Raw genomic sequence first — 26,851 nt, 5'->3', positions numbered from 1 at the left:
GTCTTTCGGTCAAGACGTGCAAGGAACCAACCTTATCGTGCCATGGTGGTGGCGAGGGCGTCGGCCAGCTTGTCGAGTTGGTCGAAAACGGGAATTCCGGCATCGTGCAAACTGCGTACTTTGGACTGGGCATCGCCAGCGGATTCGATAATAGCTCCAGCGTGTCCGAGGCGTTTTCCCGGAGGGGCGCTCAATCCGGCAATAAAGGCTGCCATGGGTTTGGGCGCGCCGCATTCGGCATAAATACGGCCAGCCTCCTCCTCGGCTTTGCCTCCAACTTCACCAAGCATGAGAATGGCATCCGTCGTGTCATCGGCCAAAAGATGTGGCAAGAGATCAGCAAAAGAGGATCCGATAAACGGGTCTCCCCCCACTCCGATGCAAATGGATTGTCCAAGCCCACGGCTGCTGAGATGGGCGGCCGCTTCGTACGTCAACGTTCCGCTTCGCGAGAGAACCGCCACGCGTCCCGGTCGGAATGGATCCGTCGGCATAATCCCCGCTTTGAATGCTCCTGGAACGATGATTCCGGGGGTATTGGGGCCGATAAGACGGGTTGAGGTTTGGTCAAGTCGGGAGAGGAGTGCAAGCATCGGTAACTGAGGAATACCTTCGGTAATGAGAATAACAGTCTCAATACCGGCATCGGCGGCTTCCAATACCGTGTCCGGGGCAAATGCAGCCGGGACAAAGATAACGCTGACCGTTGCGCCATGGTGATGGACGGCTTGCGCAACGCTGTCATAGACGGGGATGCCGCAAACGGATGCTCCTCCTTTGAATGGCGTGACGCCAGCCACAATATTGGTACCGGCATCAAGCATAAGTCGGGTATGGTGTCCGGCGACGCGTCCGGTGATACCTTGAATGAGAATTTTCGTTTCGGCAGCTTTCGGGAGCGCTGGACCTGTGGGGTGAGGTAACGATTTGGGCATCGCAGATGCCGTTTGGAAGGGGAGCGTTTTGGGGGTGCTGAATGCGAAGTCAGAAATTGATCCATGTGATGGTTTGGCACCGAAGGCTTTTGTCAGGAGCCTGACGGCTTCGGCCGTATCATTGGCTTGCAGAACGCCGGGAAGAGAGGAAAGAATTTGACGGCCTTCCTGGGCAGAATTCCCCGCCAAGCGGGCGACGAGGGGTTTCGGGGGAGCATTTTGTTCAAGGGCCTCGGTCATGGCAAAGGCAACACTTGCACAGGAAAGAATTCCACCGAAAAAATTGATAAAAACGGCTTCGACCTGGGTATCGTCAAAAAGGAGTCGAAATGCGGTCTTCATGCGCTCACTGTCCGCAGCACCTCCGAGATCGAGAAAATTGGCGGCACGGAGACCGGACGCATTGAGTATATCCATGGTCGCCATGGCCAGACCGGCTCCATTGGCGACAAGCCCAACGCAACCATCCAAGGTATGGAATGGAAGACCCACGGCGCGGGCGAGATTTTCTCGTTCGGAGAGATAGGCGGAGAGGTGGAATCGATTTGGATTTGGGGAGAGAGCCAATGCATTGTCGCCGATTTCAACTTTGGCGTCGAGGGCAGTCCATTCTCCATCGACGACAACAAGTGGGTTGATTTCCGCCAAAAGCAAGCCATTTTCCCATACCGCCTGAAAGAGATGCGTCGTGAGCACCAAGAAACCGGGCCAAAGTGCTTTTTCGCACCCTAAGTGAAAGAACGCACGTCGGACTTGCCAAGAACCAAGCCCTTCGGGCAGTGAAACGGTTTGAACGAGAAGATTGTCTGTATCGGCGGACTCCACATCAATACCGCCATGGCGTCCGCAGATAAAAACCAGGGATTTTTTATCTCGAGATACCGAGAGACTGAGATAGTATTCGCGTTCAAACGAAAGTTGTCCTTCAATACGGACATACGGTGGAGTAGTCCCGGCGACGGGTGTTAAAAGCACCTGTTGTATTGCTTGGTCCAGAGAGCGTGGCTCATCCACCATGATAATTCCACCTGCTTTTCCCCGACCTCCGCTGAGAACTTGGGATTTCACGACATACGGTGGGTCAAACGGGAGAAGAGTTGTCCCTCCGTTGTTTTTTCCCATGATGACACCTTCCGGTACGGCAATACCGTACTCAGAGAGGAGTTCTTTGCCTTGGTGTTCGTTCAGCCGCATGTCATCTCCCGTTGGCTAGAGTTTGGAAGGGATTGCGCGCACGTGAGGTGGCCGAAAAATATTTGTCTGTCTACACGTTCCTCTGCATTTGATAAAGACCAACGATATGAGAAGAAACGCTTTTGCAAAAATGTGGAACGAGAAATCTATCGTGTCGTATGTTGACGAGGATCGAATCGATCACGAAGGGCTTCCCCAACAATGTTGTAGCCGACGACGGTCAGTAAAATTGCCAAACCGGGGAAGGTGGCCAGCCATGGTGCAATACCCATGACATCTTTACCATCCATGAGCATGTTGCCCCAACTGGCCGTTGGGGGTTGTACACCAAGACCGAGAAAGCTTAGTCCCGATTCCGTGAGTATAGCGCCGGCAACGCCAAGGGTTGCAGAAACAAGAATCGGCCCTAAGGCATTGGGCACAATGTGATGAACCATGATATGCAAAGACCCTCCACCTTGGAGACGCGATGCTGCGATGAAATCGCGCTGCTTCAGACTGAGGGTGTCGGCTCGAACGAGTCGGGCAACGCCCATCCATGAAGTGAGCCCGATGACGATCATGATGTTTACGAGCGACGGTTCCAGGAATGCGATGACCGCCAAAATAAGGAAGAAAGACGGAAAGCAGAGCATGACATCGACAAAGCGCATGATGGTTTCATCGACAACTCCACCAAAGTAGCCGGCCAGAAGGCCCATAACAAGGCCAATGGTAATCGCAACACCGACTGCGGCAAATCCGACCCAGAGAGAAATACGTCCACCATAGAGAAGGCGAGCCCAAACATCGCGTCCTAAACTGTCGGTCCCCAGGAGATGATTCGGACTCGGGGCTTGCAAGATCACATCAACATTGATGGCGTTCGGGTCGTATGCAGTGAGGAATGGAGCGAAGATTGATGCCAGAGAAAATCCCACGACGAGCACAATGCCAATAAGAAGAAATGATTGGCGAGGCCAGAACTTCCAACGTGGAAAAACGATTCGATGTCGTATGGTGTTCATAGGTGATATGATTGGCTGAAGCAGAAATAAAGTCAATTGTGGAATGAAAGTACGATATGCTGCTTTACTCTTTGCGAAAATGGAGCAAACATATGCCTACGATAGAAACGTTGAACGCTGCTCCCACAGTCTTATCTTGCGGGGTGACATGGTGTATTCGTGAAAACATGTATTCTGGCGTGAAGCTGGAGGGGGGATGGTATGACAAAATGGACAGCCGTTATTGTTTTGATGGCATGGAGCCTTTGGGGTGGAGTACGTTTAGGAATGTGTCAGGATATTCATAAAGGGCTCAAGCAGTATGCATGGGGCACAACATGTTCCAAAGCTTTTTCGGGTGAGGAATGGAAAAAAGTGGATATGTGCTTTGAATTTGACAATACAGCAAAGACATTTTCGTTGGTGTATGATCCGGAAGCGGTGAATGCGTGCCCGTATACATTTTATTCCAAAGATGACGATGAATTGCCTGCCATCGACGAAATTCGCGTCAAACGCAAACTGTTTACCTGCAATAGCAGTGATAAACTCGTCGGGCTTGTTTTAGATTATACGATTCTCGATAGATCAGGTATTGAAGCAAAAGTGGTCGAGAAACTCGGGGACCCCACATTTAAGGGACTTGATGAACATGTATGGGACTTGGGAGATATATTTGTTATGGTTGGTTCCGGGTATGGTGTGTTCTATTCTCGCCAGATGGACAATTAATATTTCGCCGGCCGTTGCATGACGGCCGGCGAGATTGATTTCACTATTATTTTATCCACTTGGTAATTTCTTCTTTCGAAGGGGAGCGACCGGCAGACTTGACCTCACCGTCGATGACCAAAGCCGGTGTCGTAAAAACGCCGAGTGTAGCCATGGTTTGCATATCCTTAACTTTTTCGACATGGGCTTCGAGACCGTTTTCTGCCAGCACTGCATAAACCAAGCTCTCCAATTCATTGCACCGGGGGCATCCCAGTCCTAGAATTTGAATGAGTTTCATAGAATTCTCCTTGAATTGTGTCGAAGCACCCGTGGTTTCGCCTGGTGCGGACGTCGTGGTGCTGTTGAGAGTTAGACGACCAATATTGAATAGGTAGCCGACAAACAGGATTCCGGTACCGACGACGTCGATAAACGTAGCGATGAGCCTTGGTTTCAGTACTTTTCTCAGGATGACCATTTCGGGGAAAAATAAGGCGATGACACTTATCATGAACGCGAGCGCCGTGCCCAACGCTGCTCCCTTTGCAAGCAGGGCATCAAGGATAGGAATAACGCCAGCAGCGTTGGTGTACATGGGGATACCGATGACGACAGCGACGGGAACGGACCACCATGATTGCTCATCCATGATGTCAGTCAGGTAGCCTTCAGGCATATGCCCATGGATACAGGCACTGACAGTGATACCAAGTACCACATATTTCCAAACTTTCCCGACGATGTCATAAACTGCATCCAATTCGAATTCAATAGACTGTTCCCATGTCAGAGACTGCTCGAATCCCGACGAGTCGCCAGCTTGGAGTCAGTCCACACAATGTGAACACAAACCAGTCGGCAAATGCCGGTAACAAGGAGTTAATAAGTATCCACAGGGTGAGGATTTCGACACCAGATACAATAATTGGGTCAGTTTTGAGCTGGGTTGTCGGTGGAGTCAGTGCATGCGCGGGCAGTATCGTTGCTTGAGGTGGTCATGGTCTTCTCCTTCTTGACGATTTCGCCAAATACTCAGGCTTTCAATATACACGCAAGAAAAATATTATCTTGTCTTTCAACAGCAGTAGTGTACTGGTAAACGATTGACTTTCCTGGATATCGTTCGTACAAATAATAAACATGAAACCTAAAGCTCATCGTGATCATGTCACCCGTAGTATATAACGATACGCTTGAGGCCGTGAATCATATTCTCTCGGTGCTCGATGTTCTGCGCCAATTCAAAAGTCTTGATACGGTTTTGGACCGTATTCTTCTGGAAGCCCGTCGGCTGACGTGCGCCGATGCCGGTACGATTTTTATGGTGGAGGGCGGCAGACTCGTGTTTGCTCATGTCCATAATGACACGTTGTTCAGTGATGAGGACGTGATCAAGCATGGGTATCTCAAGGCGTCTCTTCCTATCGATGATACGTCCATTTCGGGATATGCGGCCAACCATGGTGTTGTTGTCTCGGTCGATGACGCTTATGCAATCGCTCCATCTTTTCCCTATCAATTCAATACCCGATTTGATGAACGGACCGGGTATCGCACCCGGTCCATTCTTGCTCTTCCAATAAAAAGTTCGACCGGTTCCGTTATTGCCCTGATGCAGATCATTAACAGCCAATCACCAGACGGGCAGCATGTGCCCTTTTCTGCGGAAGACCAGACTCTCCTCAACCTTCTGGCCGGTCATGCCGCGTCATTTATCGAAAATGCCATTGTGACGCGAGAGCTCGTTTTACGGATGAATAAAATGGCCGAGCTGCGTGATCCGTCTGAAACGGGAATGCACGTGCAACGTGTGGGGGCATTCGCTGCCGAAATATATCATCGTTATGCAAAACTGCGTGGTGTCGCTGATGATGAGATGAAGAGAAGGAAAGACCTTTTGCAGATTGCAGCCATGCTGCATGATGTGGGAAAAGTCGGGGTCTCGGATTTAATACTGAAAAAGCCGGGTAAGCTTACGTTTGAAGAGTTTGAAACGATGAAGCTCCATACGCTGTTTGGCGCAAGGCTTTTTGCTCATCCTGTATCCGAACTCGATGCCATGGCATACGAAGTGGCATTGTATCACCACGCGAAATTCGATGGTTCCGGGTATCCTGGGCTTGTGCAGAATGTTATGGAAGACAGTCTTGTGGGCTTGGTACCGCTTGCTGGGCACGACATTCCGTTAAGTGCTCGGATTGTGTCGCTTGCTGACGTGTATGACGCCTTGGCGTCGCGTCGTGTGTATAAACCTGCTTTTCCTGAAGATATGACGCTCGCAATCATACGAGACGGCACGGGTAAGCATTTTGATCCTGACGTTGTTTCCGCTTTCTTCGATATCCACGATATTATCTTGGCCATTCGCGATAAGTTCGGCAATATCGCGTCGAATCAACTCCTCAACACATGACGATACGTTGACAGAGCCGGTCCAGTAAAATCTTGTCGTGGCTCACAACGAGAAGTCCCACTTGGTGTGTGCGGGCAAGGGTGACGACATTCTGCCAAATGGTCGCTTGAGTCAGCGCATCGAGCATCGAAGTCATTTCATCACATAAGAGATATCGCGTGTTCGGTGTCAGCGCACGGGCCAGACAAATGCGCTGCAATTCGCCTCCGGAAAGTTCATGAGGATATCGGTCATACCACTTCGGATTAATGGAAAGTTGCTGAAGCAGTGCTTTATCGGGAGATGTTGCCTCGTTGAGGATACGTCGAATGGTCCATCGAGGATTGACGGCAAGTTCTGGATGCTGGAAGAGCAACTGTACCGGACAGAAGCCGGTTGAAGGCAATACAGCCTCATCAAGCAGGATTTGTCCCTGATTCGGATGCAGATATCCAGCAAGCATCTTCGCGAGTGTCGATTTTCCGCGACCGCTTGGACCATAGAGGCCGACAATCTCTCCCTGACGTACATTGATGGAGAAATTGTGCAAAATCCAGGGGGATGTTCTGTTATACCGGAATGCGATGTTCTCGGCTTTAAGCATGATGGCACCGTATCCGACCGCTTCCAGCTTGTCGCAAGAGAGGGAATTGATGCCGGCACGTCTCTTGGCTCTTTCCGCATTGTTCGCAAAATGGACATCCCGTCGCAATGGGTGTTCCCGGCTGCGCAAGAGGCGATTCGTCATACCATGACGTCATGTGTAATCCGTTTTCCGGAACAGCAGCCCATAGCGCTTGGGAGTATGGGTGGCGGAGTCCTTGCTCTGCGGTCATATCATGCACAGGGCATTCTTCAACAGTAACCCCACCGTAAAAGATGGTGATTGCATCGGCTACGCGAAGTGCCGAAGCGATGTCATGCGTGATGAGTAGAACCGCTTTGCCCGTGTCGGCGAGTTCGCGAAGATGCTTCAATGTTTCTTGTGCATTCTTTTCATCCTGCCCATTCGTCGGTTCATCGGCAATGATGAGATCGGCAAGGCCTACGGTGGCTGTGGCTGTCAGAACTCGTTTTGCCATGCCGCCGGATAATTCGAACGGAAACCGGCGTGATACCTCGTCGCCCAAGCCATAACGTTTCAATGCACTGTGCGCTTCTGTGATGGATTGCTTTGTCTTGAGGCCACTGAGTCGGGCCGAGCGCGCTACTTGCACACCGATTCGAAGCAGTGGGTTGAGTGACGCAACGGATTGAGGGACAAGCGCAATTTCCCGGCCACGCAATCGTGCAATTGATTGAGGTGTCAGTGGCTTTCCTTTGAACCGCATACTTCCGGTGACGCGTGCATTGGCCGGCAAAATGCCGAGCAAGGCATGTGCCAGCAAGCTCTTGCCTCCTCCCGATTGACCGACGATGGCCATGATGCTGCCGGACTCAACACGGACATCCAAGCTCTGGATGGCGCAAACCTCACGGCGTTTCAATCCAAAAACATATCGTGAAAAACAAATGGATAAGGCTTCAATGTCGAGCATGGTGTTTCCTTTGGTTTTGGAGCCTAAAGTGATCGTTTTATTCTCGACATGTTCGAGGGTCGAGCAAGGCACGCAAATTGTTGCCAAGGATGTCAAAGGCTTTGACGGTCACGACAAGGGATGCTCCTGGAAAAACGGCCAGCCACCACAATCCCATGGAAAGCGATCGCATTGACTCGGCCAAGAGAACGCCGATAGCCGGTGAATGCGGCGACATGCCGAATCCAAGAAAGGTGAGTCCGGCAGCATGAAGAATCGCGTGGGGAAAAAGCAACACGAGACCGACAATGAATTGCGGCACAATATGGGGGAGCATGTGGTGCGTGGCGATATAGAACGGGCCTTTGCCAAGACGCTGGGAGAGTTGAATATACTGGCTGGCACGAAGTTGGAGAACTTCGGCCCGAATTACACGGGTCAGGCTGGGCCAATGCGATGCGGCAACGGCAATAATGACTCCGGTGGCTCCTCCACCGCAGGCAAAAGAGATGAGAATAAGCAACACGAGATGCGGTGTGGCCATGGCCACATCGACAAGCCACGTGACGATGGCATCGACGGTTTTTCCTGCTGTGGCGGCGGCCAAACCGAGAATGAGAGCAATGATTGATGAACAGGTTGCGGCGACAAGGCCAACACCGAGACTCAATCGAAGTCCTTTAATGGTCCGTGCGAAGAGATCGCGGCCAAGCCAGTCCGTCCCGAAAAGATGCCCCCATCCTGGAGGAAGTTTGCGGGCGCTGAAGTCGGTGGTTTCACCCATATTGTGAGCTAACCAGGCACCGATGAAAATGGCGGCGAACAATGCAAGACAGGAGAAGACCGCGCAGAGAGCTCTTGTCCTGCGGTCGGGACGAAATCGTACGAGAGAAAAGCGAGAGCGTAACAACGGAGGCGCAAGGACAACTTTCATGCAACCTCCATTGTGCGGGAACGCATTCGGGGGTCGGCGATACGGTAGAGAAGATCGGCAATGGTATTCCCGGCAAAAACAAAGACTGTACTGAAGAGGACAATGCCGAGTAATAGAGGAATATCTCCACGAACACCGGCTTCAACGGTCGCTCGGCCTAGCCCGGGATACGAAAAAACTTGTTCAGCTAAAACAGCCCCTCCGAAAAGTTCACCGAGGGATGCGAACTGCAAAGTTATGGCTGGTAACAAGACATTCCGTAAACAATGATGCAGTCCGATTCCAAGGCGGGAATCTCCTTGCGCGCAAGCAAAAATGGCATAATCGCTTTGCATGGCTTCAATCGTTTTTTCTCGGGTATGAAGAGTGATTTGGGCGATGCCGATCAATGAGAGTGTCAACGCAGGCAACACAAGGTGATGAAGACGTTGAAGGATGCTTGCTTGGGCGGCGTCCATACCGATAGGCCAGGCACAACAGACCGGTGTCAGGCCGAGGTGAACAGACACGAGAGTGAGCAACACGATGCCGACCCAGAACGTCGGTGTGGATGCCATGGTGTATGCATAAAGTCGGATTGCTCGGTCGAGTCGACTTCCTTCGAATGTTCCGGCGACGAGCCCAAGAAAGAATCCGATGATTCCAGAGAGGAGCCAGGCTGACGCCATGAGCCATAATGAGGTGAAAAAACGTTTTTGGATGACTGTCAGGACGGGTTCGTTGAAAATGGTCGAGTTACCGAAATCACCCTTGAGAATGTGTTTCGTCCAGTCAAAGAAACGGGTCACTGGTGGTTGATCCAGTCCCCATCGTTCAGCAATGACCTGACGTTGCTCCGGTGAAATTTTGAGGACTGCTGCCCCAACATATGCATCGATTGGATCAATGGGAGAGTGGCTGACGAGAACAAAGGAAAGCGTGGCGACTGCAGCAATAAGCACGAAAAGATGCACAACTTTGCCAATAATATAGGAAAATAGAGCGAGCATTCGGTAGTCCAAAAGAAGAAGCGGCCAAAGGAGGGGCTCTTTGACCGCTCAATTAAGGTTAAGGCGCCGTATGGAGGTTATGGACACGTCCAACGCCATGTCGCAATATTGGAGGTAATAGGCCAGCCATGCCCGTGAGGTTCCATGCGAGATTTTCCCACATCGAGGCAGTCGCTGACAAAATACGTGTGATCAAGATTGACGAGCCATGCCCAAGCGGCATCGCCGGGTACGGTAAAGCCGGTTTGTCCATCCCATTGCGCTTTTTTCCAAAATGGAATGGCATCATTAAACGATGAAGCGGCGCGTGCCTCATCAAGGTACTTGTCGACAACAGGATTAGAATAGAATCCGGCGTTCCAGTACATGGGCTCTGGGCCGGCAGTGCGGTAGAGCTTATCCATTTCAAGCGGGCTGTGATCGCCAAAACCGTAGACGACGACATTGGCATGCGTCAGTTCGTTTTTGATTTTGTCCCAACTCACACCTTGAGGAATGGCATGAATACCGACCGGCGCAAGCATGTCGGAGACAGCCAAAGCCAATCCTTGCCGCAAGCTGTCTTTGGCATTGTATGCAATGATAAATTCGGCTTTGCGACCGTCTTTTTCTCGCACACCGTCGCCATCCGTATCTATCCAGTCCGCTTTTTCAAGAAGAATCTTAGCTTTTTGCGGATTATTGTCCGTGAAACGGATATCGGGATTATCCCAAGGAAGATCGTCGACAACACCCCAGGCGGGTCGGCCGAAACCATCAAGAACACCTTCGACAAGCGCTGCACGATCAATGGCATAATTGACGGCTTGGCGAATGGCGGGATCGGCGGTGACGGTGTTGCCAATAGGGAGCCCGCGGGGGGTGGTTTGTCCGGTATCGGCGATCATGGGGAACATCAAACCACGATTATCCACGCTTTTGACGACATGAAGCTTCATGCCGGGAATGGTTTGCCGGGCCAGGCTGGAGGGAACACCAAGGACATGAACCTGACCGGCACGAGCTGCGGCTAGTGCCGTATCTTCATCGGAAAAGAGAAATACGAGGCGTTTGATTCCAGGCTCTTCGCCGTAATACTGTGGGTTGGCTTCGGCCACCATCTGTTGACCTTCATCCCAACGAACGAGCGTGTATGGTCCTGAACCGATGGGGTGGCGTCCATAATCCTGGCCATATTGTTTCTGGGGCACAATTCCTAACGTGGTGAAGTGCTGAAGAAAGGTGATATCGGGCCGTGACAAGGTGAAGACGACGGTGGTGTCATCGGTGGCTTTGGCGTGAATCAACGGGGTCAGGTCGAGCTTGCCGCCTGCTTTAAGAGCCGTATTGTATGTGAATGCGACGTCTTGCGCTGTGAGGGGGGTTCCGTCTGAAAAAACAACATCATCGCGTATCGTGACAATCCATTGCGTGCGGTCTGAAGACAGCGTTCGACTCGTTGCAAGGTCAGGGACAATATTGAGATTGACGTCGCGTTTGAACAAGGTGCTTTGAAACAATGGATTGCCGTAACTCCCCCAGCCAAGGATTGGATCGTATCCTTCCGGGTTCTCACCACCGATGGCGAGGATGAGTGCACGATCTTCGGCAAGTGCAGGAGATGTCCAGCCCAGTATAGCAACAAATGCAGAGAGAAGAGCCCAATAAATACTTTTTTCATAAAAAATACAAAACATGACGTCTCCCGTATGTTCATTTTTTGTTGTTGATAGTTGATCGTGTTACACTTGTCAAAAAAATATACCTACAAAAAAGGAAGAAAAACCGTCTTCAGATGGATGACAGTGGAGCATGAGAGCCAGAAGTCGGCGTCAACGTATTGTTTCTTCATTTTAAGATGCTGGAATTATAGACTAAACGCGTAGGTGTTGTTGGTCTCGCACAAAGGGTCTCGTCAGGAGTGTGAAAAAAAAATTGAGATAATGGTAAAAATATATATAAATATCTTATAGTAACCAAACGAGCCTTCTTTCTAATGAAGTACAACGGCTCGTGTCTTGAATAGAGTTTTCGGGTTTATGAAGGAGAACGATTGTGAATTTGCGTGACCTTATGGATATGGAAAAGATAAATGAGTTACTCGTTTCGCTTTATGATGTTTTTAATATACCATGTGGTCTTCTTGATAATGATGGCGTGTGGATTGCAAAATTGGGATGGATGGATATCTGTGCAAAATTTCATCGTGCGAATTTTTTTTCTGAGAAAAACTGTAGAGAAAGTGATGATTATATCGAGAGCCAGTTTGAGAGAAAAGAATATGTGATGTACACGTGTAAGAATGGTCTTACAGATGTGGCTTTTCCTGTTCTCGTCGATAGTGAAAAAGTCGCGACATTCTTTATAGGTCAGTTTTTACTAGAACCACCAGATAGGGATATGTTTCGAGACCAGGCGAGAACCTTTGGTTTTGATGAAGCTTCCTACCTTGAGGCCCTCGAATGCGTTCGCATTTTGTCACATGACGATGTTTTGAAAATCATGCTGCTTTTTAAACGCCTGCTCGCGCTCGTCATGGATATGGGACAAGAAATTGTCAGTCGACAGCAGGCGGAAAAAGTGACGGCGTGGACGCAATCGCGGCATAGCGCGCTCTACGAAAGTATGATTGATGGGTATTTCATGGCGGATTTGAATGCGGTGTTGGTAGAATGTAATTCTGCATTTGCTGATATGCTGGGGTATTCGTCTCAAGAGCTCATTGGGAGTGCATTGTCTGATTTTCTTTCAGTAAAAGACATTGCATGTGAGCGTGACCATATTATGCCCGAATTGATGCGTCGCGGATACACTGATCTCATCGAATGCGAATACATCCGACGTGATGGAGATCGACTTTCTGTGGAGTTACGATACACGTTGGAGCGCGGTGAGGATGATGTTCCTTTAAGGTATTTTGCCGTGGTGCGCGATATTACAGAGCGAAAAGCGCGTGAACGGGCATTGGAGGAACTGAACCGTACGTTGGAAGAAAAGGTGGCACGTCGGGCAGAAGAATTGAAACTAACAGAACGGCTGTTTCATTTGGTTGCCGAGAATATGGATCAGGTCTTTTGGCTGACCGATCCGAGCCAGCCTTGGCGTGTTCTCTACGTCAGCCCGAGTGTCGAAAAAGTGTGGCGTCTCCCTGTTGCTGATTTTTACAACGATTTGCAGAAGTGTTTTCACAGGGTTCACCCAGATGACCGCCAACGATTTGCAGAAGCGCTTGAACGATTTATCGAGAATCGGTCAACATTGGATATAGAGTACAGGCTTGTCTTGGATGATGGTGACATCGTCTGGATATGGGACCGCGGCCAAGGGATTGTTGAGGACGATGGACGTGTTTTTCTGGCTGGAATAGCGGGCGACATCACTTTACGCAAAAATGCCGAGACGGCTCTCGCTCTACAAAAAGACAATTTTAATCAATTAATGGAAAGTGTTCCCGCGTTTCTGTCTTTAAAGCGACGAGATTTTACTATTGCCTATGCGAACGAACACTTTCGTGCTTTGTTCGGAGAGGATCTCTCAAAACCGTGTTACACATCCATGGCGTGTTTCTCGGCACCGTGTCCTGATTGCCAAGCAATGAAAGTTTTCTCGACCGGAGAACCGACGGTATGGGAGTGGCAGGGGAATAAGGACCAATATTATCAGATTTATGACTGTCCGTTTACCTCCGTTGAAGGGGAAGAGCTTGTTTTGGAAATGGGTATTGATATTTCGGACCGGAAACGGGCCGAACGAGCCCAGCAAGAGAGTGAAGAGCGGTATCGTCGACTGATAGAAGGTTCTCCAGATATTGTGTATGCGTTTTCTGAAACGCGTGATGGGTTTTATGTTTCAGACCGTGTACAGGATATTTTAGGATATCCGGCAAGTTATTTTATTAAGGATCCTTTTGCCTGGATTGATTCCATTCACCCGGATGACAAAGTCATGTTGCAGGCTGCAATAGACTCGCTGTCTGATACGAAAAAGTTTGAAATTGAATACCGCATTCGCGATGTACGAGGAGGATGGCATTGGTTCCTTGACCGCTTTATTGGGGTACGTGATGCGACAACGGATTTGATGATTGTTGAAGGTATTGCAACAGATATTACAACAAGAAAAACGGCGGAGTTGCAACTGCGCTCCTCACAGGCAAATCTTCGCGCTTTGCTCGAGAACACGGATGATCTCATCTGGTCCATGAATACATCGGTTGAGCTGCTGACATTTAATCCAGCCTTTGTCTTGTACTTTGTGGAAAATTTTGGTCGCATTCCTGTCATCGGCAATACCCTTGAAGACTTGTTACCGGGACCATTAGCATCGCAATGGCGTCAGCGTATGAAGAGGGGATTGGCTGGAGAGCGGTTCTGCGAAAGTGTTACCGTTGCCGGGAATCGACGACTTGAAGTTACGGTCAATCCAATCACGGTTGAAGGGGGTGTTCGCGGCGTTTCGACCTTTGGCAAAGATATCACGGAGATTCAACGATCCCGGGATGAATTGGAAGCGATCTTTTCAAGTAGCCAAGTCGGCATCGTCTTGCTGAGAAGTGGGCGATATTTGGCGAAGGCCAATGCACGGTTAGCAGAGATTTTTGGCTATTCCGATCCGGAGTCCATGATTGGACTCGATATGCGATCCTTGCATTTAAGTGAGAAGTCATACGAGAAATTTGGGGAAATGTGTTATTTCAGTCTCGTATTGGGTGAAATTAACCAGCTTGAATATCGTTTTCGTCGACGCGACGGCTCCGTATTTTGGTGTTCATTGTCGGGTAAAATCATGGATGAAAATTATCCTCCCAATTTCGACGACGGGGTCTTGTGGGTCGTGGACGACATTTCTCGACGAAAAGAAGTCGAGTTTGCTATCAAAAGAATGACTCGTGATTTACGTACGGCCAAAGAACAAGCTGAATCGGCGGCTCAAGCCAAAAGCGATTTTCTGGCCAATATGAGCCATGAAATTCGCACGCCTATGAATGCCATTGTAGGATTCACTCACCTTGCCTTGCAAACCGAGCTGACATCCAAACAGCGCGACTACCTCGCGAAAGTAAATGGTTCGGCATTATCGCTTTTGCAGGTTATTGACGACATCCTCGATTTCTCCAAAATTGATGCTGGACAACTGACCCTTGAGTCTATCGGGTTTACCCTGGAAGATATTCAGGAGAACGTGGTCACAATTTTGGCGGAACGAGCAAAAAGCAAGGGACTTGCATTTCATTTCCAATACGCCTGTGATTCACGAAAGATATATTACGGCGATCCTCTTCGTTTGAGTCAAGTGCTTATCAATCTCGTGAGTAATGCCATTAAATTCACTGACCAGGGACATGTTTGGGTGAAGATTGGATGTTCTGAAGGCTCTTCAGATTATGCCACCTTGCGGTTTACCGTGGAAGATACGGGAATCGGCTTGTCAGAAGGGCAAAAACGTAATGTTTTCGAAGCATTTTCTCAGGCTGATTCGTCGATAACGCGGAAATACGGTGGAACCGGCTTGGGGTTGAGCATCAGTGCATCCCTCGCCAAGATGATGGGAGGAGAGTTGTGGGCGGACAGTGTTCCGGGCGGAGGAAGTACTTTCGGTTTTACGGTGCAGTGTAAAGTGGACAAACAAGCGCATCATCCGAATGATGAGAGATCATTCATTGTTCAGCGCGTACTCGTTGTTGAGCCGAAAACGATTGTTCAGCAGATTGTGAAGGAGATTTTGGACGATGCAGGAGTTCGGACCATTGATATCGTCCCATGCGCAGGAGATGCACTCCGTCGTATATCTACGACGTCTCAAGAAATGATTCCTCAATACGATGCCGTGATTATTGATGCGGCTTTGCCTGATATGGATAGTATTGACATGGCTCTGACGTTACGCAGCCTCTTTCAATATACCTATCTGAAAACTGTCATCCTCGTAGACTATGGGGATGATCTTATTATGGAGCTCGCTCACCGACGTGAATTTTCCAATGTTGTTACCACGCCGATAAAACCTTCACTTCTTGTCAACGCTCTTGTACATGACGATGCTGTAAAGCTTCTTGATGAATATACATCTTCATCTTCGGTTTCAACTCCTTCAACATCGTTGAATCATATGCAACTCGATGGAACAGCGCTACTTGTTGAAGACAACCCTCTCAATCAACAAGTGGCCAGAGAAGTCTTGGAACGATTCGGACTTGAGGTCTATGTTGCGTCAACAGGGCGAGAGGCGTTGAATGCGTTGGAAATACGTCGATTCGATATAGTTTTTATGGATATTCAGATGCCGGGCATGGATGGATTTGAAGTGACGCAACGCATTCGGGAGATGCCCGGCCTGGCTGGGCTTCCTGTTATTGCCATGACTGCCCATGCACTGAAAGAAGAACGGGAACGATGCTTTGAAGTGGGCATGAATGATCACATTGCCAAGCCGATTGATCTGAATATGTTGTTTGATATTTTGCAAACGTGGCTTCCCGATACAGTCGGCATGCCAGTTACAGGGCCGTCTGCCCTGGAAAGTCAATCATGGGACACCACGTTTTCCAGGCTGGAAGGCGTCGATCTTGGGACTGCCAAGACTTTCTTCTTTGGAGAAGAAGCGCTGTTCGTCTCCGCGTTGAAAAACTTTGCACTCCACTATGACGAGGTGGCAGCAGAGTTGCATTCTTGCAAACAAGCATCTGATTTACAGGAGTTGGCGCGAAAAGTTCACTCGCTCAAGGGGGCTGCGGGAAGTATCCAAGCCATTCCCTTGCTTCATGCGTTGAATGAGCTGGAGACATTGCTCCAAAGCGATGCCTTTGAGGACATGCAACTTGAATCAGCCCTTGATAAAGTTGAAGCGTGTTTGTCCCTCTTGATCAAGGCAATTGCTTTGCTGCCATAGGAGGCTTTCCAACGTGTTGTATCCTGAGAACGTGGTCTCTCTTTGTATGATGAAAGCGGGGCAAGAAGAATGTTCTTCTTACCCCTGGATATTATGACTTGACGGGAACGGCAATGTTCTCTGTAAATTACGCAGTGGTTCTTATGATGCAAGCGCTCCAGCTTTCCAATCGCGACGAAATGCATGCAGCACAAATTCCGTGTATCCATTTGGCTGCGCTCGGCCTTCGAAGATCAGTGCCCGAGCTGCTTGAAAAGCTTGGTTCTTTGCAAAATCTGATGTCATGGGAACATACGTTGGGTCATTTTCATTTTGTCTGTCTACAATCACAGCCATTTCTTTGAGCACGTCTTCTACTTCTTCATGCGAGACCAAGTCATGATGGAGCCAATTCGCCAGCAATTGACTGGCAATACGAAGTGTTGCCCGGTCTTCCATGAGGCCGACGTCATCGAGATCAGGTACCTTGGAACACCCGATGCCATGTTCCACCCAACGGACGACATAGCCGAGAATGCTTTGGATATTGGAACGGAGTTCTTCGGTACGAGCGGCTGCATCAGGGAGGTCGGATAACACCGCCAAACGAAGAAGCGTTTCACGTGTGGCGCGTGGTGTACCGGTGAGTTCAGCCTGTCGTGCAAAAACATCGACCTGATGGTAGTGAATCGCATGTAATACGGCGGCGGTAGGCGATGGAGCCCAGGCGCAGTTGGCGCCGGATTGCGGGTGGGCGATTTTGGTGTCCACCATCTCGGCCATACTATCCGGTTTGGCCCACATGCCTTTCCCGATTTGGGCACGGCCGGATAAGCCGCAGCCCAGCCCTATGTCCACATTCCAATCTTCGTATCCGAGCATCCATGCGGCGGACTTCATGTCGGCTTTCCGCACGACCGGACCCGCCTCCATAATACTGTGTATTTCGTCACCGGTGCGGTCGAGGAAACCGGTATTGATAAAAATGAGACGGTCCTGGGCGGCTCTGATGCATTCTTTGAGATTGATGGTTGTGCGGCGTTCTTCATCCATCACGCCGATTTTTATCGTTTTATCTGGAAGTCCGAGGACAGATTCCACGTGGCTGAAGAGGTCGACAGTAAATGCAACTTCATCCGGACCATGCTGCTTGGGCTTCACGATATACATACTGCCTGTCCGGGTATTGCGCGCCACACCAAGTTCTTTCAGGTCATGGAGGCATGCAAGGCTGGTGACAAAAGCGTCGACAATGCCTTCGAAAACGGGCTTGTTGTTTTGTCGAACTGCATCGGTCATCATGTGCAGGCCGACATTGCGGACAAGAAGAAGACTCCGTCCTGGAAGTGTTTGCGCCGTGCCATTCGGATCGGTGTAGGCGATATCCTGGGCTGGTACGCGTGTGTGCTCCGCGCCGCTTTTCGTAAATTCGGCCTGAAGATCGCCACGCATGAGACCAAGCCAATTTCGATAGATCAACGTTTTATCGGCTGCATCAACGGCAGCGACGGAATCTTCCGCATCGGCGATGGTGGTAACAGCAGCCTCAAGAAGAACGTCGTTGACTCCGGCGGGGTGAGACGCGCCAACAGGAGCGTTTTTATCGATGATAATGCGCGCATGTAATCCGTGATGACGAAGGAGTATACTGCTTAGTTCCCTATCGCCATTGTAGCCGACAAAGGCATCGGGATCACGAAGCCCGGTAACCGTTGCATCGCTGAGAGTTGCGATGAGCGCCTTTCTTCCGGCAGATTCGGCGAGGGTATAAGCATACACATCCGCGTGGCTCCCGGTGTTCAACGGCGCGATGATATCGAGGACGGATGCGGCATAGGCCACTACTTTGGCCCCACGAACCGGATTATATCCGGTTGTTTTTTCTGCACCATCGGTTTCTGCGATAACATCGGAGCCATACAGGGCATCATAGAGGCTACGCCAACGTGCATTAACGGCATTGACCGCATAGCGGGCATTGGACAGCGGTACAACAAGTTGTGGTCCGGCGATGGAGGCAATTTCCGGGTCCACATTGTCGGTGGTGATGGAAAAGGGACCTCCTTCGGGCACAATATACCCGATTTCGTGCAGGAAAGCCTCGTAAGCTTTCATGTCGAACGTGTCACCACGGTGTGCTTTATGCCACGTGTCGAGAAGGCGTTGCAATTCATCTCGCCGAGCAAGCAACGCGGCATTGCGCGGTCCGAGCTCGGAAAGACTCTTCGCGAGGCCGCTGAAAAAGGTGTCAGCAGAAACACCTGTGCCCGGAAGTGCCTCATCGACTAAAAAGGCATAGAGAACCGGGTCGATTTCCAAACCGGCAATGGAAACAAAGGCGGTCATATCAAACTCCCTTGCGGTGAAAAGGTGGCGCGTCCCATGGGAGAGTTTAACGAACTCAAGAGAAGAGGCAAGGGGGCATTTTCTCAATTGTGTTTTCTTGGTAGACATGTTCGCGCGTTTCCGTCAGCGTGCTCACAGCAATTGGATACTGGTGTTGAGGAGTGCAGGTGAGAATAGTTCTCTTGTGCTCTCCAAAAGAGGACGTATATCGTATTATAATGGTGGGAAAGAAACGTGCATATTCAAAAAATTTTGCTGGTGTGTTGTGCTCTTATCTTGAGTGGGATTATTGGGGGCTGCTCCACGGTTGAACCCGATAGAGTTTATACGGCTTCATTCCGCAGTGGGCGACCTCTCTCGTATACGTACCGTCGTGAGAAGATGATACGACAAATGCTGGCTCGGTGTCAGAATGGATATGATATTCTTTCAGAGACAACAAACAATACCAATCTCCCTAGTGAGCAAGTTCGCGTGAAATATCGGTGTCGACCATAAAGCGATGAGAGGAGAGAAAATCGAGTGACGATGTTCTCTCCTCGACAATACGCCTTAGAGCTCTTGAAGAATAAGCAACATGACGGATGGGAACGGGCGAGAGATTGTTCCTGATGATTGACACGCCGAGGTTGAACACTCTTCCCAGCTTACAGCCTTGGCCAACGTTTCTGCAGATGCCGTGTTGGGATCAACCGGCATGCAATAATTGAGGGTGGCAGAGACAACAATGGATTGGTCTGACACATCGAGTTTTTTGACAATTTCGCTCTGACAAAGATACCCGAGGTTCTCTCGTTGGCATTCAACGAGCGTATCATGGGGGCCTTGCGGGTCGACGCCACACGTGCCATTTGCATACGCCCAATTTTGATCCTGATAGGGACGTTGGCCAGCAGTACCCGGACACAATGTGAGTTGGACTTTTGCTCCCCAAATATCGCATTTCAATGTGGATGCTTCATCATTAAATTGCCACGCATAGGACTGTTTGCCGGTCGCTTTGAGCATTTTTACATAATTCGTATACGGCTTCCCTTTGCCTGTCGCGAGGTTGGCCATGGAATAATCACCACTTTTGCCATCCGGCCCGACGGCACATTGTGGCCCGCCGCATCCAGGTGTCAAACAGGTGCGAGGATGCTTGTCGGCATCCCCCGATGGTTTGACATTGCATGCATACCAGTCTGCGATGTTCGGTGGATCGCTTGTTATCCCCGGTGATAACGCTAATGTGTTTTGATTTTGCGGATGTTGTCCTCCAGGCGGTTCAATCCATTGTTCCGGACTCATGCAGGCAATAATGTTGTCGCCGTTGGTCAATTTTAAACTGATCCCGTCGCCATTGAGCTGATTATTGACATAATTTGTTGAGATCGTGGCATGTGTCTCGTTGGGACAACTTTCCAGATCATTGTTGGCAACCATTTGGGCAAATGAACATTGGAGGTCTGTGGCGTTGTGTCCTTGGGCGTTCGGAACGACTTCTAACGTCATGGGAATGGTGTAGCCAGAGACATCGCTCAGATCAAAATAGTCAGGTTCCGTTAACGGGGTACCGTCCGATGGGTTTTTTGTACATGTCCCGGCTGAAGCATTGCTGGGGGAACATCCACCTGAAAATTCAAAAAGCGTATCAACACCGAACGGCACCGATCCGGGCACGGCGCCGATAGCGCAATTGGTGGGATATCCTTTATCCGGGCCTGGGCCATCGCATCCAATATAGAAGCGAAAATTTCCACTGGGGATGCCAGCATCGGGAATGCAAAGTTCCGTAGGGCCGGTCGTTGGGATAGGGAGTTTATAGCGGATACCGCTGTCGGCGCTGACTCCATCATGATAAATCTCTGTGACATCACCAATATGTGCCCAGAGACCTATGGACGCTTGATCCTCGGGGGGCGTGATGATGGCGTAAGCTCCATCGTAGCAATTGTTGACGATAGTGAGTCGTTGCGAATATCCCGTTGGACACGCTGCCAAGAGAGATTGGACCGGGTAAAGACAACATCCTATTAATAGGATCGCTGAATAGAATATTTTGGACTGTATCATCATTGTGACCTCTGAAAAGAACGCACCGTGTGTAGAGAGGAAAGTGATGATTTATTCCATAAAATAGTAAGGAAAAAGTCAAGCCGTGACGAAGTGTCATGAGTTGCAGTTTGATGAAATCCAGCCTACAAGGTCGGCCGATGTGATTCGTTTTGGATTTAAGCCTGTTACGTGGAGGAAAAGATATGCCGTCGTTTGATGTGGTCAGCCGTGTTGATCTGCAAGAGATCGATAATGCCGTGAATAATAGCTTGAAAGAAATTGCAAGCCGTTTTGATTTTCGTGGATCAAAGACTGAATTGACGTTTGATAAAAAGAATGTGGTTCTTCACGTGTCCACAGAATCAGATATGCGGTTGAAGGCCGTACGCGACATGCTGATTGGACATTGTGTCAAACGGAAGGTTGATGTACGCGCCCTTGATTTCGGTGACCCCAAACCAGGTGCAGGCCAGTCGGTCAAGCAGGATATCAAAGTCAAAGAAGGGATTGATAAAGATACAGCGAAAAAGATCGTCAAGTTGATTAAAGATTCCAAACTTAAAGTCCAGTCTTCCATTCAGGATGATCAAGTTCGTGTGACGGGCAAGAAGATTGATGACCTGCAGTCCGTCATTACGCTGCTCAAAGGCCAAGAACTCGACGTCGCCCTTCAGTTTGTCAACATGAAAAGCTAGGTCTGAGAGGAGAGGAGGAGAGTCTGTCAAATTGAAGATTTGTCGATTCGATAAAGGTGACAGGCAAATTATGTTAAATGAGGTAGCGCCCAGTTTCGATGCCAAACAATTCGTTGCGAAACCGCACTTTCAGAACGTCTTTCGAAAGTAGGGTGCTATATTTTCGTGCCGATGAAGTAAAAACGGATTTGTATTTTCCAGCTGGCAAAGTCGTATTGTGAAGAGGCGGAGTGCTGGCTGTGGAGGTGAAATATGCGGGAGCTACGACGATTCAGAGAGGCGTTTCAGTGAGTACATATCAAGCCCATCAATTTTTTGGGGGTTACGTTGTCGCTGAGCGGGGAGAGGAAGTTTCCGTATACACGCGGCGACGAATGCTTTGGAGCCTATGATGCTGCTATCGGTAAACCATCGTGTACGTGACAAGAAGCGTTCTGTACGGGTGTAAACAAAGTCGTGCGATCGAGCTTCTTCCACGATGGCGTTATCGAGAGTTTTTCCTTTGGCAGAGTCCAAGGTACCGGCCTCATAAAGGAATTGTCGATAATTACGCAGGCGAGCAGTGAGATCATCTTCATCCCATTCGGCCATACCGAAATCACAACTCAGGAGGTTGCCACGATTACCGGTCTGGAAATGATACCCAATCGATGACCAGCGGTACTCTTCTGGGCGTGCCACCAGAGCCGCACGAATTGGGTTCAGATCAATATAGGCAAGACAATTGATGAGCGTGCGGCCATCTTCAACGAGAACGCTTTTGAATCGTTCGGCCCAAAGGTAGCCTCGTCGCTGGTGTTTTTTGTTATAATACCGAGAAAAAGTTTGTTTCAGCTCTCGCATGAATTCTGACAAGCTCGACCATTTTTGTCGGTAATGCTTAAGGGTTGCCGGAGTGATGGCAACATCATCGCCGTATCGACGTCGGAGCCGAGCTGCAACATCGTCGTCGTGCATCGTGGAAGAGGGGAACATTCGAACAAGAAGATGAAAATGGTTTCCCATGATACAGAAGCCAAGAACTTCCGCGAAATAGAATGACGAGAAACGAGTGAGACAGGTGAGAAAGAATTCCTTTTCCACATCGCCAAATGGGAAACCGTCTAAGGCCGTGTGTGACATGACATGATAAACTGCCGGTCTGTCCTCAAGGGTAAAGCGGGCGGTTCGTGGCATAAAGGGGTCTCCTCATCATAAAATGAAAGCCATGGCGAGCATGCATACGAGGTCTTCTGTCATGACATTGTATTCGAGTCAACATAATTTGCCTGTCCCCTTTATTATAAACTCCCTTACGAGAGCTTGAGGCCGAGTGGGGTGACGAGGGTGGGGATTGAGCGTCCGAGGAGGAAGGGCAGGTGGGTTGAAGGAATTTGTGTATGTTCAAGGAGCGTCATGCGGAAGGCGCGTTCCCGAGAGGCAATGTCTGTTAATGTTTCGATGTCCTGGCGGCAATCTTTTGGCATGCCGTGCTTGATTTCTTTCGCAATGCGTCGGGCTATGTCCAGAATGTGCTTGGCTGGGAATGTTTCGTCATGATAGCGTGCAGCAGCAATCAGTTCCGACTCTTCGCCCAGAAGGTCAACGCGCTGCAATCGATTTGTTGTATAGATGTCCATGAGTGCCCGAGGATCTGTGCAGGAAAGGACGCGGCACTCCAATGGGTGTGAGCCATGGATGGTGCAGGCAAGAGGAGTCGTCTGTAAATACGGACACCCTGAGCCGTCCGGCAAGCTCAGGCGTAGCACTTCTTCATCAAGTGTGATAAGCGTTCCGGTCGGGTCGTCGCGTACAGTCTCTCCGCGTCGCAACGTTATAATGTTCATAACCTCAATAACATTACACTCGATAAGGGGCTTGTCCTCGTGGTGTAATGCCGGGCCACCCTGGCGGCAGCACGTGCCACATCGCCGGCATGCTGATGGTGTATATTCTGGCATGACGCTTCATGTCACGTGCTGGCTGGAAGAGCAACCCAAAGAGACTGACGTATTTACTCCGGTATCATGTGATTTGCTTTGCCTCTCAAAAAAAATAATGATAGGAGGCCGATGCAAGGTTGCATTCGGTATCGCAAGAATCCCTCGATTCTTACTGGTTCCGGTTGACAAAAAGATCGTTTATTTCTAACACATGGTACGCCTTGTGCGGAATATCACGATCTCCAATTCCTTGGAATCTTTGTATTCTACGGTGCTCCGGTTCCCCCCGGAATGCCGTGCTAGCGCCAGAGACGCTATATATATACGAAAAACTGGCGCGGCGGGTGTGTATGGGCTGTAACCTACTTAACCTACTGGAGGAAACCAATGGCGAAACACCCCACTCCACTTTTGGATCAGCTGGAAAGCGGGCCGTGGCCTAGCTTTGTAGCCGACCTGAAGATCGGTGCCGAAAATCGGCACAAAAACGAGAAGGGTCTTGAACTGCAGATTCCCGAGGACGTCATCGACGACTTGTTGGGCGTTCTTGAACTCTCCTTTAAGGACGGCACCACGCACTGGAAGCACGGCGGCATCGTCGGTGTTTTCGGTTACGGCGGCGGCGTTATCGGTCGTTACTGCGACCAGCCCGAAATGTTCCCCGGCGTCGCTCACTTCCACACCATGCGCCTGAACCAGCCCTCCGGCCTGTACTACACCGCCGAATATCTGGAACAGCTTTGTGACCTGTGGGATTTCCGCGGTTCCGGTCTGACCAACATGCACGGCTCCACTGGTGACATCGTGTGGTTGGGTACCCGTACCGAACAGCTCGAAGAAATTTTCTACGAACTGACCCACACCTACAACCAGGACCTTGGTGGTTCCGGTTCGAACCTGCGTACACCCGCTTGCTGCTTGGGTATGTCCCGCTGTGAATTTGCCTGCTTCGACGCGCAGAAAATGTGTACTGATTTCACCAACGAATATCAGGACATGCTGCACCGTCCGCAGTTCCCCTACAAGTTTAAGTTCAAATTCGACGCTTGCCCCAACGGCTGTGTTGCCGCTCTCGCTCGTTCCGACTTCTCCATTGTCGGTACCTGGAAAGACGACATCCAGATCGATCAAGAAGCTGTCGCCGCGTACGTCGGTGGCGAATTCGCTCCGAACGCTGGTGCCCACGCTGGCCGCGACTGGGGTAAATTCGACATTCAGGCTGAAGTTATCGATCGCTGCCCCACGGGCTGCATGAGCTACGAAGGTGGCAAACTGACCATCGATAACAAAGAATGCTACCGCTGCATGCACTGCATCAACGTTATGCCTCGCGCTCTGCGTCCTGGTAAGGAAAAAGGCGCCTCTATCCTTGTTGGCGCGAAAGCTCCCATCCTCGACGGCGCCCAGCTGTCCTCGTTGCTCGTCCCCTTCATCCCTGCTGAAGAACCCTTCGACGAAATCAAAGAAGTCGTTGAAAACATTTGGGATTGGTGGATGGAAGAAGGCAAGAACCGTGAGCGCCTCGGTGAAACCATGAAGCGCCTCGGCTTCCAGAAAATGCTCGACGCTTGCGGCATGGAAGCCGATGCTCGCCACGTTCAGGAGCCCCGCACCAACCCCTACATCTTCTGGAAGGAAGATGAAGTGCCCGGTGGTTGGGATCGCGACGTCGAAGAATTCCGCAAACATCACCAGAGATAAGAGGGGGGAGAAAAAATGGCATTCGTATCTTCCGGATACAATCCTGATAAGCCGATGTCGGACCGTATTTCGGATATCGGTCCCAGAAACTACGAGGAATTTCTGCCTCCCGTCATCAAAAAGAACTTCGGTAAATGGCTCTATCATGAGATCATTGAGCCTGGCGTTCTGATGCACAAGGCCGAATCCGGCGACGAAGTGTACACCGTCCGTGCCGGTACCGCTCGCCTCGTTACCACGTCTTACATCCGTGAAGCCTGCGCCATCGCCAAAGAATACTGCGGCGGCCACCTGCGCTGGACCACTCGGAATAACGTTGAATTCATGGTTGAGAGCCTTGAAGACGCCAAAAAGCTGAAAGAAACTCTCAATGCCAAGACCTTCCCCGGCGGATCACATATGTTCCCCGTCGGTGGCACCGGTGCCTCCATCTCCAACATCGTCCACACCCAGGGTTGGGTTCACTGCCACACCCCGGCTACAGACGCTTCTGGTACCGTGAAAGTCATCATGGACGAACTCTTCGAAGAGTTCACCTCTATGAAAATGCCCGCCATCCTGCGTATCGCTGTTGCCTGCTGCTTGAACATGTGCGGCGCCTGCCACTGTTCCGACTTGGCTGTCGTTGGTTACCACCGCAAGCCGCCCATGGTTGACAACGCCTACTTGGACAACCTGTGCGAAATTCCCTTGGCCATTGCTTCCTGCCCCACCGGTGCTCTGAAGCCCTCCAAGATGGAACTGCCCGATGGCAAAACGGTGAAAACCATTGCTGTCAACAACGACCGCTGCATGTACTGCGGTAACTGCTACACCATGTGCCCCTCGTTGCCCCTGGCTGACCAGGAAGGTGACGGTATCGTCCTCATGGTTGGTGGTAAAGTCTCCAACCGTATCAGCAACCCCAAATTTTCCAAGGTTGCCGTTGCGTTTATCCCCAACGAACCGCCCCGCTGGCCCACACTGGCCAAAGTTACGCGTAAAATCGTTGAAACCTACGCCGCCGAAGCCAAGAAGTACGAACGCTTGGGTGACTGGGCCGAACGCATTGGTTGGGAACGCTTCTTCGAAAAATGCGAACTTGAGTTCACCCACCATCTCATCGATGACTTCCGTGATCCCGCCTACTTTACCTGGCGTCAGACCACGAACTTCAAGTTCTAAGTTTGTCTTATATCCGAACGCGGCTTAGGCCGCGTTCGGTTTAACTTCAACCCCATAAGGGGGAACCCATGGACGAACAAGCTGTACGCGATCATATCGTTGAAGAACTCAAGAAGAAATCCGGTACCAAATCCAAGTTCTACTTGAAAGATTTCTACGCCATGGTGCCCGACATGAAGAAAATGCATGTTTCCAAGTTGGTCAACAAAATGGTTGCCGAAGACATTCTCGAGTACTGGTCCAGTGGTTCCACCACGATGATCGGTCTGAAGGGTGCGGGCAAACAGCACGCCACTGAAGAAGGCGAATAGTTTTTTTCGGCCATCCCCCTAAGATGTGCCTGTTGTGACGCCTTCGGCGACCCGTGGAGAAGGAAAGACTCGGTCTTTCTTTTTCTCAGGCTCGCCGGAGGCCTTTTTACTGTCCTCCGTCTGGTTGATCTTTTCATTGCAATGACGTATCCGGTCACTTCCCTTTGC

19 protein-coding genes and 1 pseudogene are annotated in these 26,851 nt (G+C 50.2%); 7 read left to right on the top strand and 13 right to left on the bottom strand.

The window, feature by feature from the left end:
* Positions 1-32 precede the first annotated feature (32 nt).
* Positions 33-2,129 carry a succinate--CoA ligase subunit alpha gene (gene sucD / locus G451_RS0125615; RefSeq protein WP_027186461.1) on the bottom strand — a complete coding sequence of 699 codons (2,097 nt, stop codon included), beginning with the start codon at positions 2,127-2,129 and terminating at the stop codon, positions 33-35.
* A 146-nt stretch (positions 2,130-2,275) separates the two neighbouring features.
* Positions 2,276-3,136 carry an ABC transporter permease gene (locus tag G451_RS0125610; RefSeq protein ID WP_051261922.1) on the bottom strand — a complete coding sequence of 287 codons (861 nt, stop codon included), beginning with the start codon at positions 3,134-3,136 and terminating at the stop codon, positions 2,276-2,278.
* Positions 3,137-3,337: 201 nt separating this feature from the next.
* Between G451_RS0125610 and G451_RS0125605 the strand changes: the two genes are divergently transcribed.
* Entirely contained in the window at positions 3,338-3,847 is a 510-nt protein-coding gene (locus G451_RS0125605; RefSeq protein ID WP_027186459.1) for a hypothetical protein, read from the top strand.
* 46 nt (positions 3,848-3,893) lie between these two features.
* Here G451_RS0125605 and G451_RS34740 read toward each other — a convergent pair whose 3' ends face one another.
* Both G451_RS34740 and G451_RS31810 read right to left on the bottom strand, forming a co-directional pair.
* On the bottom strand, positions 3,894-4,127 hold the full coding sequence (locus G451_RS34740) for a thioredoxin family protein (protein ID WP_169727947.1): 234 nt from the start codon (positions 4,125-4,127) through the stop codon (positions 3,894-3,896).
* A gap of 84 nt (positions 4,128-4,211) precedes the next feature.
* Positions 4,212-4,598, bottom strand: a pseudogene (locus tag G451_RS31810) (permease); the annotation flags it as partial.
* 396 nt (positions 4,599-4,994) lie between these two features.
* Between G451_RS31810 and G451_RS0125595 the strand changes: the two are divergent.
* Positions 4,995-6,242 carry a GAF and HD-GYP domain-containing protein gene (locus G451_RS0125595; protein WP_027186458.1) on the top strand — a complete coding sequence of 416 codons (1,248 nt, stop codon included), beginning with the start codon at positions 4,995-4,997 and terminating at the stop codon, positions 6,240-6,242.
* On the opposite strand, the gene G451_RS0125590 is transcribed toward G451_RS0125595, so the two are convergent.
* The 5 genes from G451_RS0125590 to G451_RS0125570 form a co-directional block, all read right to left on the bottom strand.
* Positions 6,232-6,825, bottom strand: a complete 594-nt coding sequence (locus tag G451_RS0125590; RefSeq protein WP_027186457.1) for an ABC transporter ATP-binding protein — start codon at positions 6,823-6,825, stop codon at positions 6,232-6,234. The two genes, G451_RS0125595 and G451_RS0125590, sit on opposite strands and share 11 nt — an antisense overlap.
* Positions 6,818-7,759: an ATP-binding cassette domain-containing protein gene (locus G451_RS0125585; protein ID WP_027186456.1), complete on the bottom strand. Its 942-nt coding sequence runs from the start codon at positions 7,757-7,759 to the stop codon at positions 6,818-6,820. The genes G451_RS0125590 and G451_RS0125585 overlap by 8 nt, the downstream gene beginning before the upstream one ends.
* A 37-nt stretch (positions 7,760-7,796) precedes the next feature.
* On the bottom strand, positions 7,797-8,672 hold the full coding sequence (locus G451_RS0125580) for an ABC transporter permease (RefSeq protein WP_051261921.1): 876 nt from the start codon (positions 8,670-8,672) through the stop codon (positions 7,797-7,799).
* The gene (locus G451_RS0125575; RefSeq protein ID WP_211236394.1) at positions 8,669-9,661 is read right to left on the bottom strand and encodes an ABC transporter permease; all 993 of its coding nucleotides are present in this window, start codon (positions 9,659-9,661) and stop codon (positions 8,669-8,671) included. The genes G451_RS0125580 and G451_RS0125575 overlap by 4 nt, the downstream gene beginning before the upstream one ends.
* 77 nt (positions 9,662-9,738) lie before the next feature.
* Positions 9,739-11,337 (bottom strand): ABC transporter substrate-binding protein, encoded by a 1,599-nt coding sequence (locus G451_RS0125570; RefSeq protein WP_027186453.1) that lies wholly within the window; start codon positions 11,335-11,337, stop codon positions 9,739-9,741.
* Between the two features lie 358 nt (positions 11,338-11,695).
* Here G451_RS0125570 and G451_RS33435 point away from each other — a divergent pair, with 358 nt between their 5' ends.
* Complete coding sequence (locus G451_RS33435; RefSeq protein WP_027186452.1) at positions 11,696-16,528, top strand: PAS domain S-box protein; 4,833 nt, start codon at positions 11,696-11,698, stop codon at positions 16,526-16,528.
* A 141-nt stretch (positions 16,529-16,669) separates the two neighbouring features.
* On the opposite strand, the gene G451_RS0125560 is transcribed toward G451_RS33435, so the two are convergent.
* Complete coding sequence (locus G451_RS0125560; protein WP_027186451.1) at positions 16,670-18,853, bottom strand: malate synthase G; 2,184 nt, start codon at positions 18,851-18,853, stop codon at positions 16,670-16,672.
* A gap of 552 nt (positions 18,854-19,405) precedes the next feature.
* A complete protein-coding gene (locus G451_RS0125555; protein ID WP_156921828.1) occupies positions 19,406-20,911 on the bottom strand; it encodes a hypothetical protein in 1,506 nt (501 codons plus the stop codon).
* A 182-nt stretch (positions 20,912-21,093) separates the two neighbouring features.
* Here G451_RS0125555 and G451_RS0125550 point away from each other — a divergent pair, with 182 nt between their 5' ends.
* Positions 21,094-21,585: a YajQ family cyclic di-GMP-binding protein gene (locus tag G451_RS0125550; protein WP_027186449.1), complete on the top strand. Its 492-nt coding sequence runs from the start codon at positions 21,094-21,096 to the stop codon at positions 21,583-21,585.
* 261 nt (positions 21,586-21,846) lie between these two features.
* Here G451_RS0125550 and G451_RS0125545 read toward each other — a convergent pair whose 3' ends face one another.
* Together G451_RS0125545 and G451_RS33430 are read right to left on the bottom strand one after the other, a co-directional pair.
* The gene (locus G451_RS0125545; protein WP_027186448.1) at positions 21,847-22,761 is read right to left on the bottom strand and encodes a transposase; all 915 of its coding nucleotides are present in this window, start codon (positions 22,759-22,761) and stop codon (positions 21,847-21,849) included.
* Positions 22,762-22,877: 116 nt separating this feature from the next.
* Positions 22,878-23,525 carry a YkgJ family cysteine cluster protein gene (locus G451_RS33430; protein ID WP_084448789.1) on the bottom strand — a complete coding sequence of 216 codons (648 nt, stop codon included), beginning with the start codon at positions 23,523-23,525 and terminating at the stop codon, positions 22,878-22,880.
* Between the two features lie 369 nt (positions 23,526-23,894).
* Between G451_RS33430 and dsrA the strand changes: the two genes are divergently transcribed.
* The 3 genes from dsrA to G451_RS0125525 all read left to right on the top strand — a co-directional run bounded on the left by dsrA (position 23,895) and on the right by G451_RS0125525 (position 26,683).
* The gene (gene dsrA / locus G451_RS0125535; protein ID WP_027186447.1) at positions 23,895-25,208 is read left to right on the top strand and encodes a dissimilatory-type sulfite reductase subunit alpha; all 1,314 of its coding nucleotides are present in this window, start codon (positions 23,895-23,897) and stop codon (positions 25,206-25,208) included.
* 15 nt (positions 25,209-25,223) lie between these two features.
* Entirely contained in the window at positions 25,224-26,372 is a 1,149-nt protein-coding gene (gene dsrB, locus G451_RS0125530; protein WP_027186446.1) for a dissimilatory-type sulfite reductase subunit beta, read from the top strand.
* A gap of 68 nt (positions 26,373-26,440) precedes the next feature.
* Positions 26,441-26,683 carry a dissimilatory sulfite reductase D family protein gene (locus tag G451_RS0125525; protein WP_027186445.1) on the top strand — a complete coding sequence of 81 codons (243 nt, stop codon included), beginning with the start codon at positions 26,441-26,443 and terminating at the stop codon, positions 26,681-26,683.
* Positions 26,684-26,851: the final 168 nt, after the last annotated feature.

The organism is Desulfovibrio inopinatus DSM 10711 (assembly GCF_000429305.1).
Taxonomy (GTDB): Bacteria; Desulfobacterota; Desulfovibrionia; order Desulfovibrionales; family Desulfovibrionaceae; genus Alteridesulfovibrio; species Alteridesulfovibrio inopinatus.
This window is presented reverse-complemented; position numbering and strand designations above follow the sequence as displayed.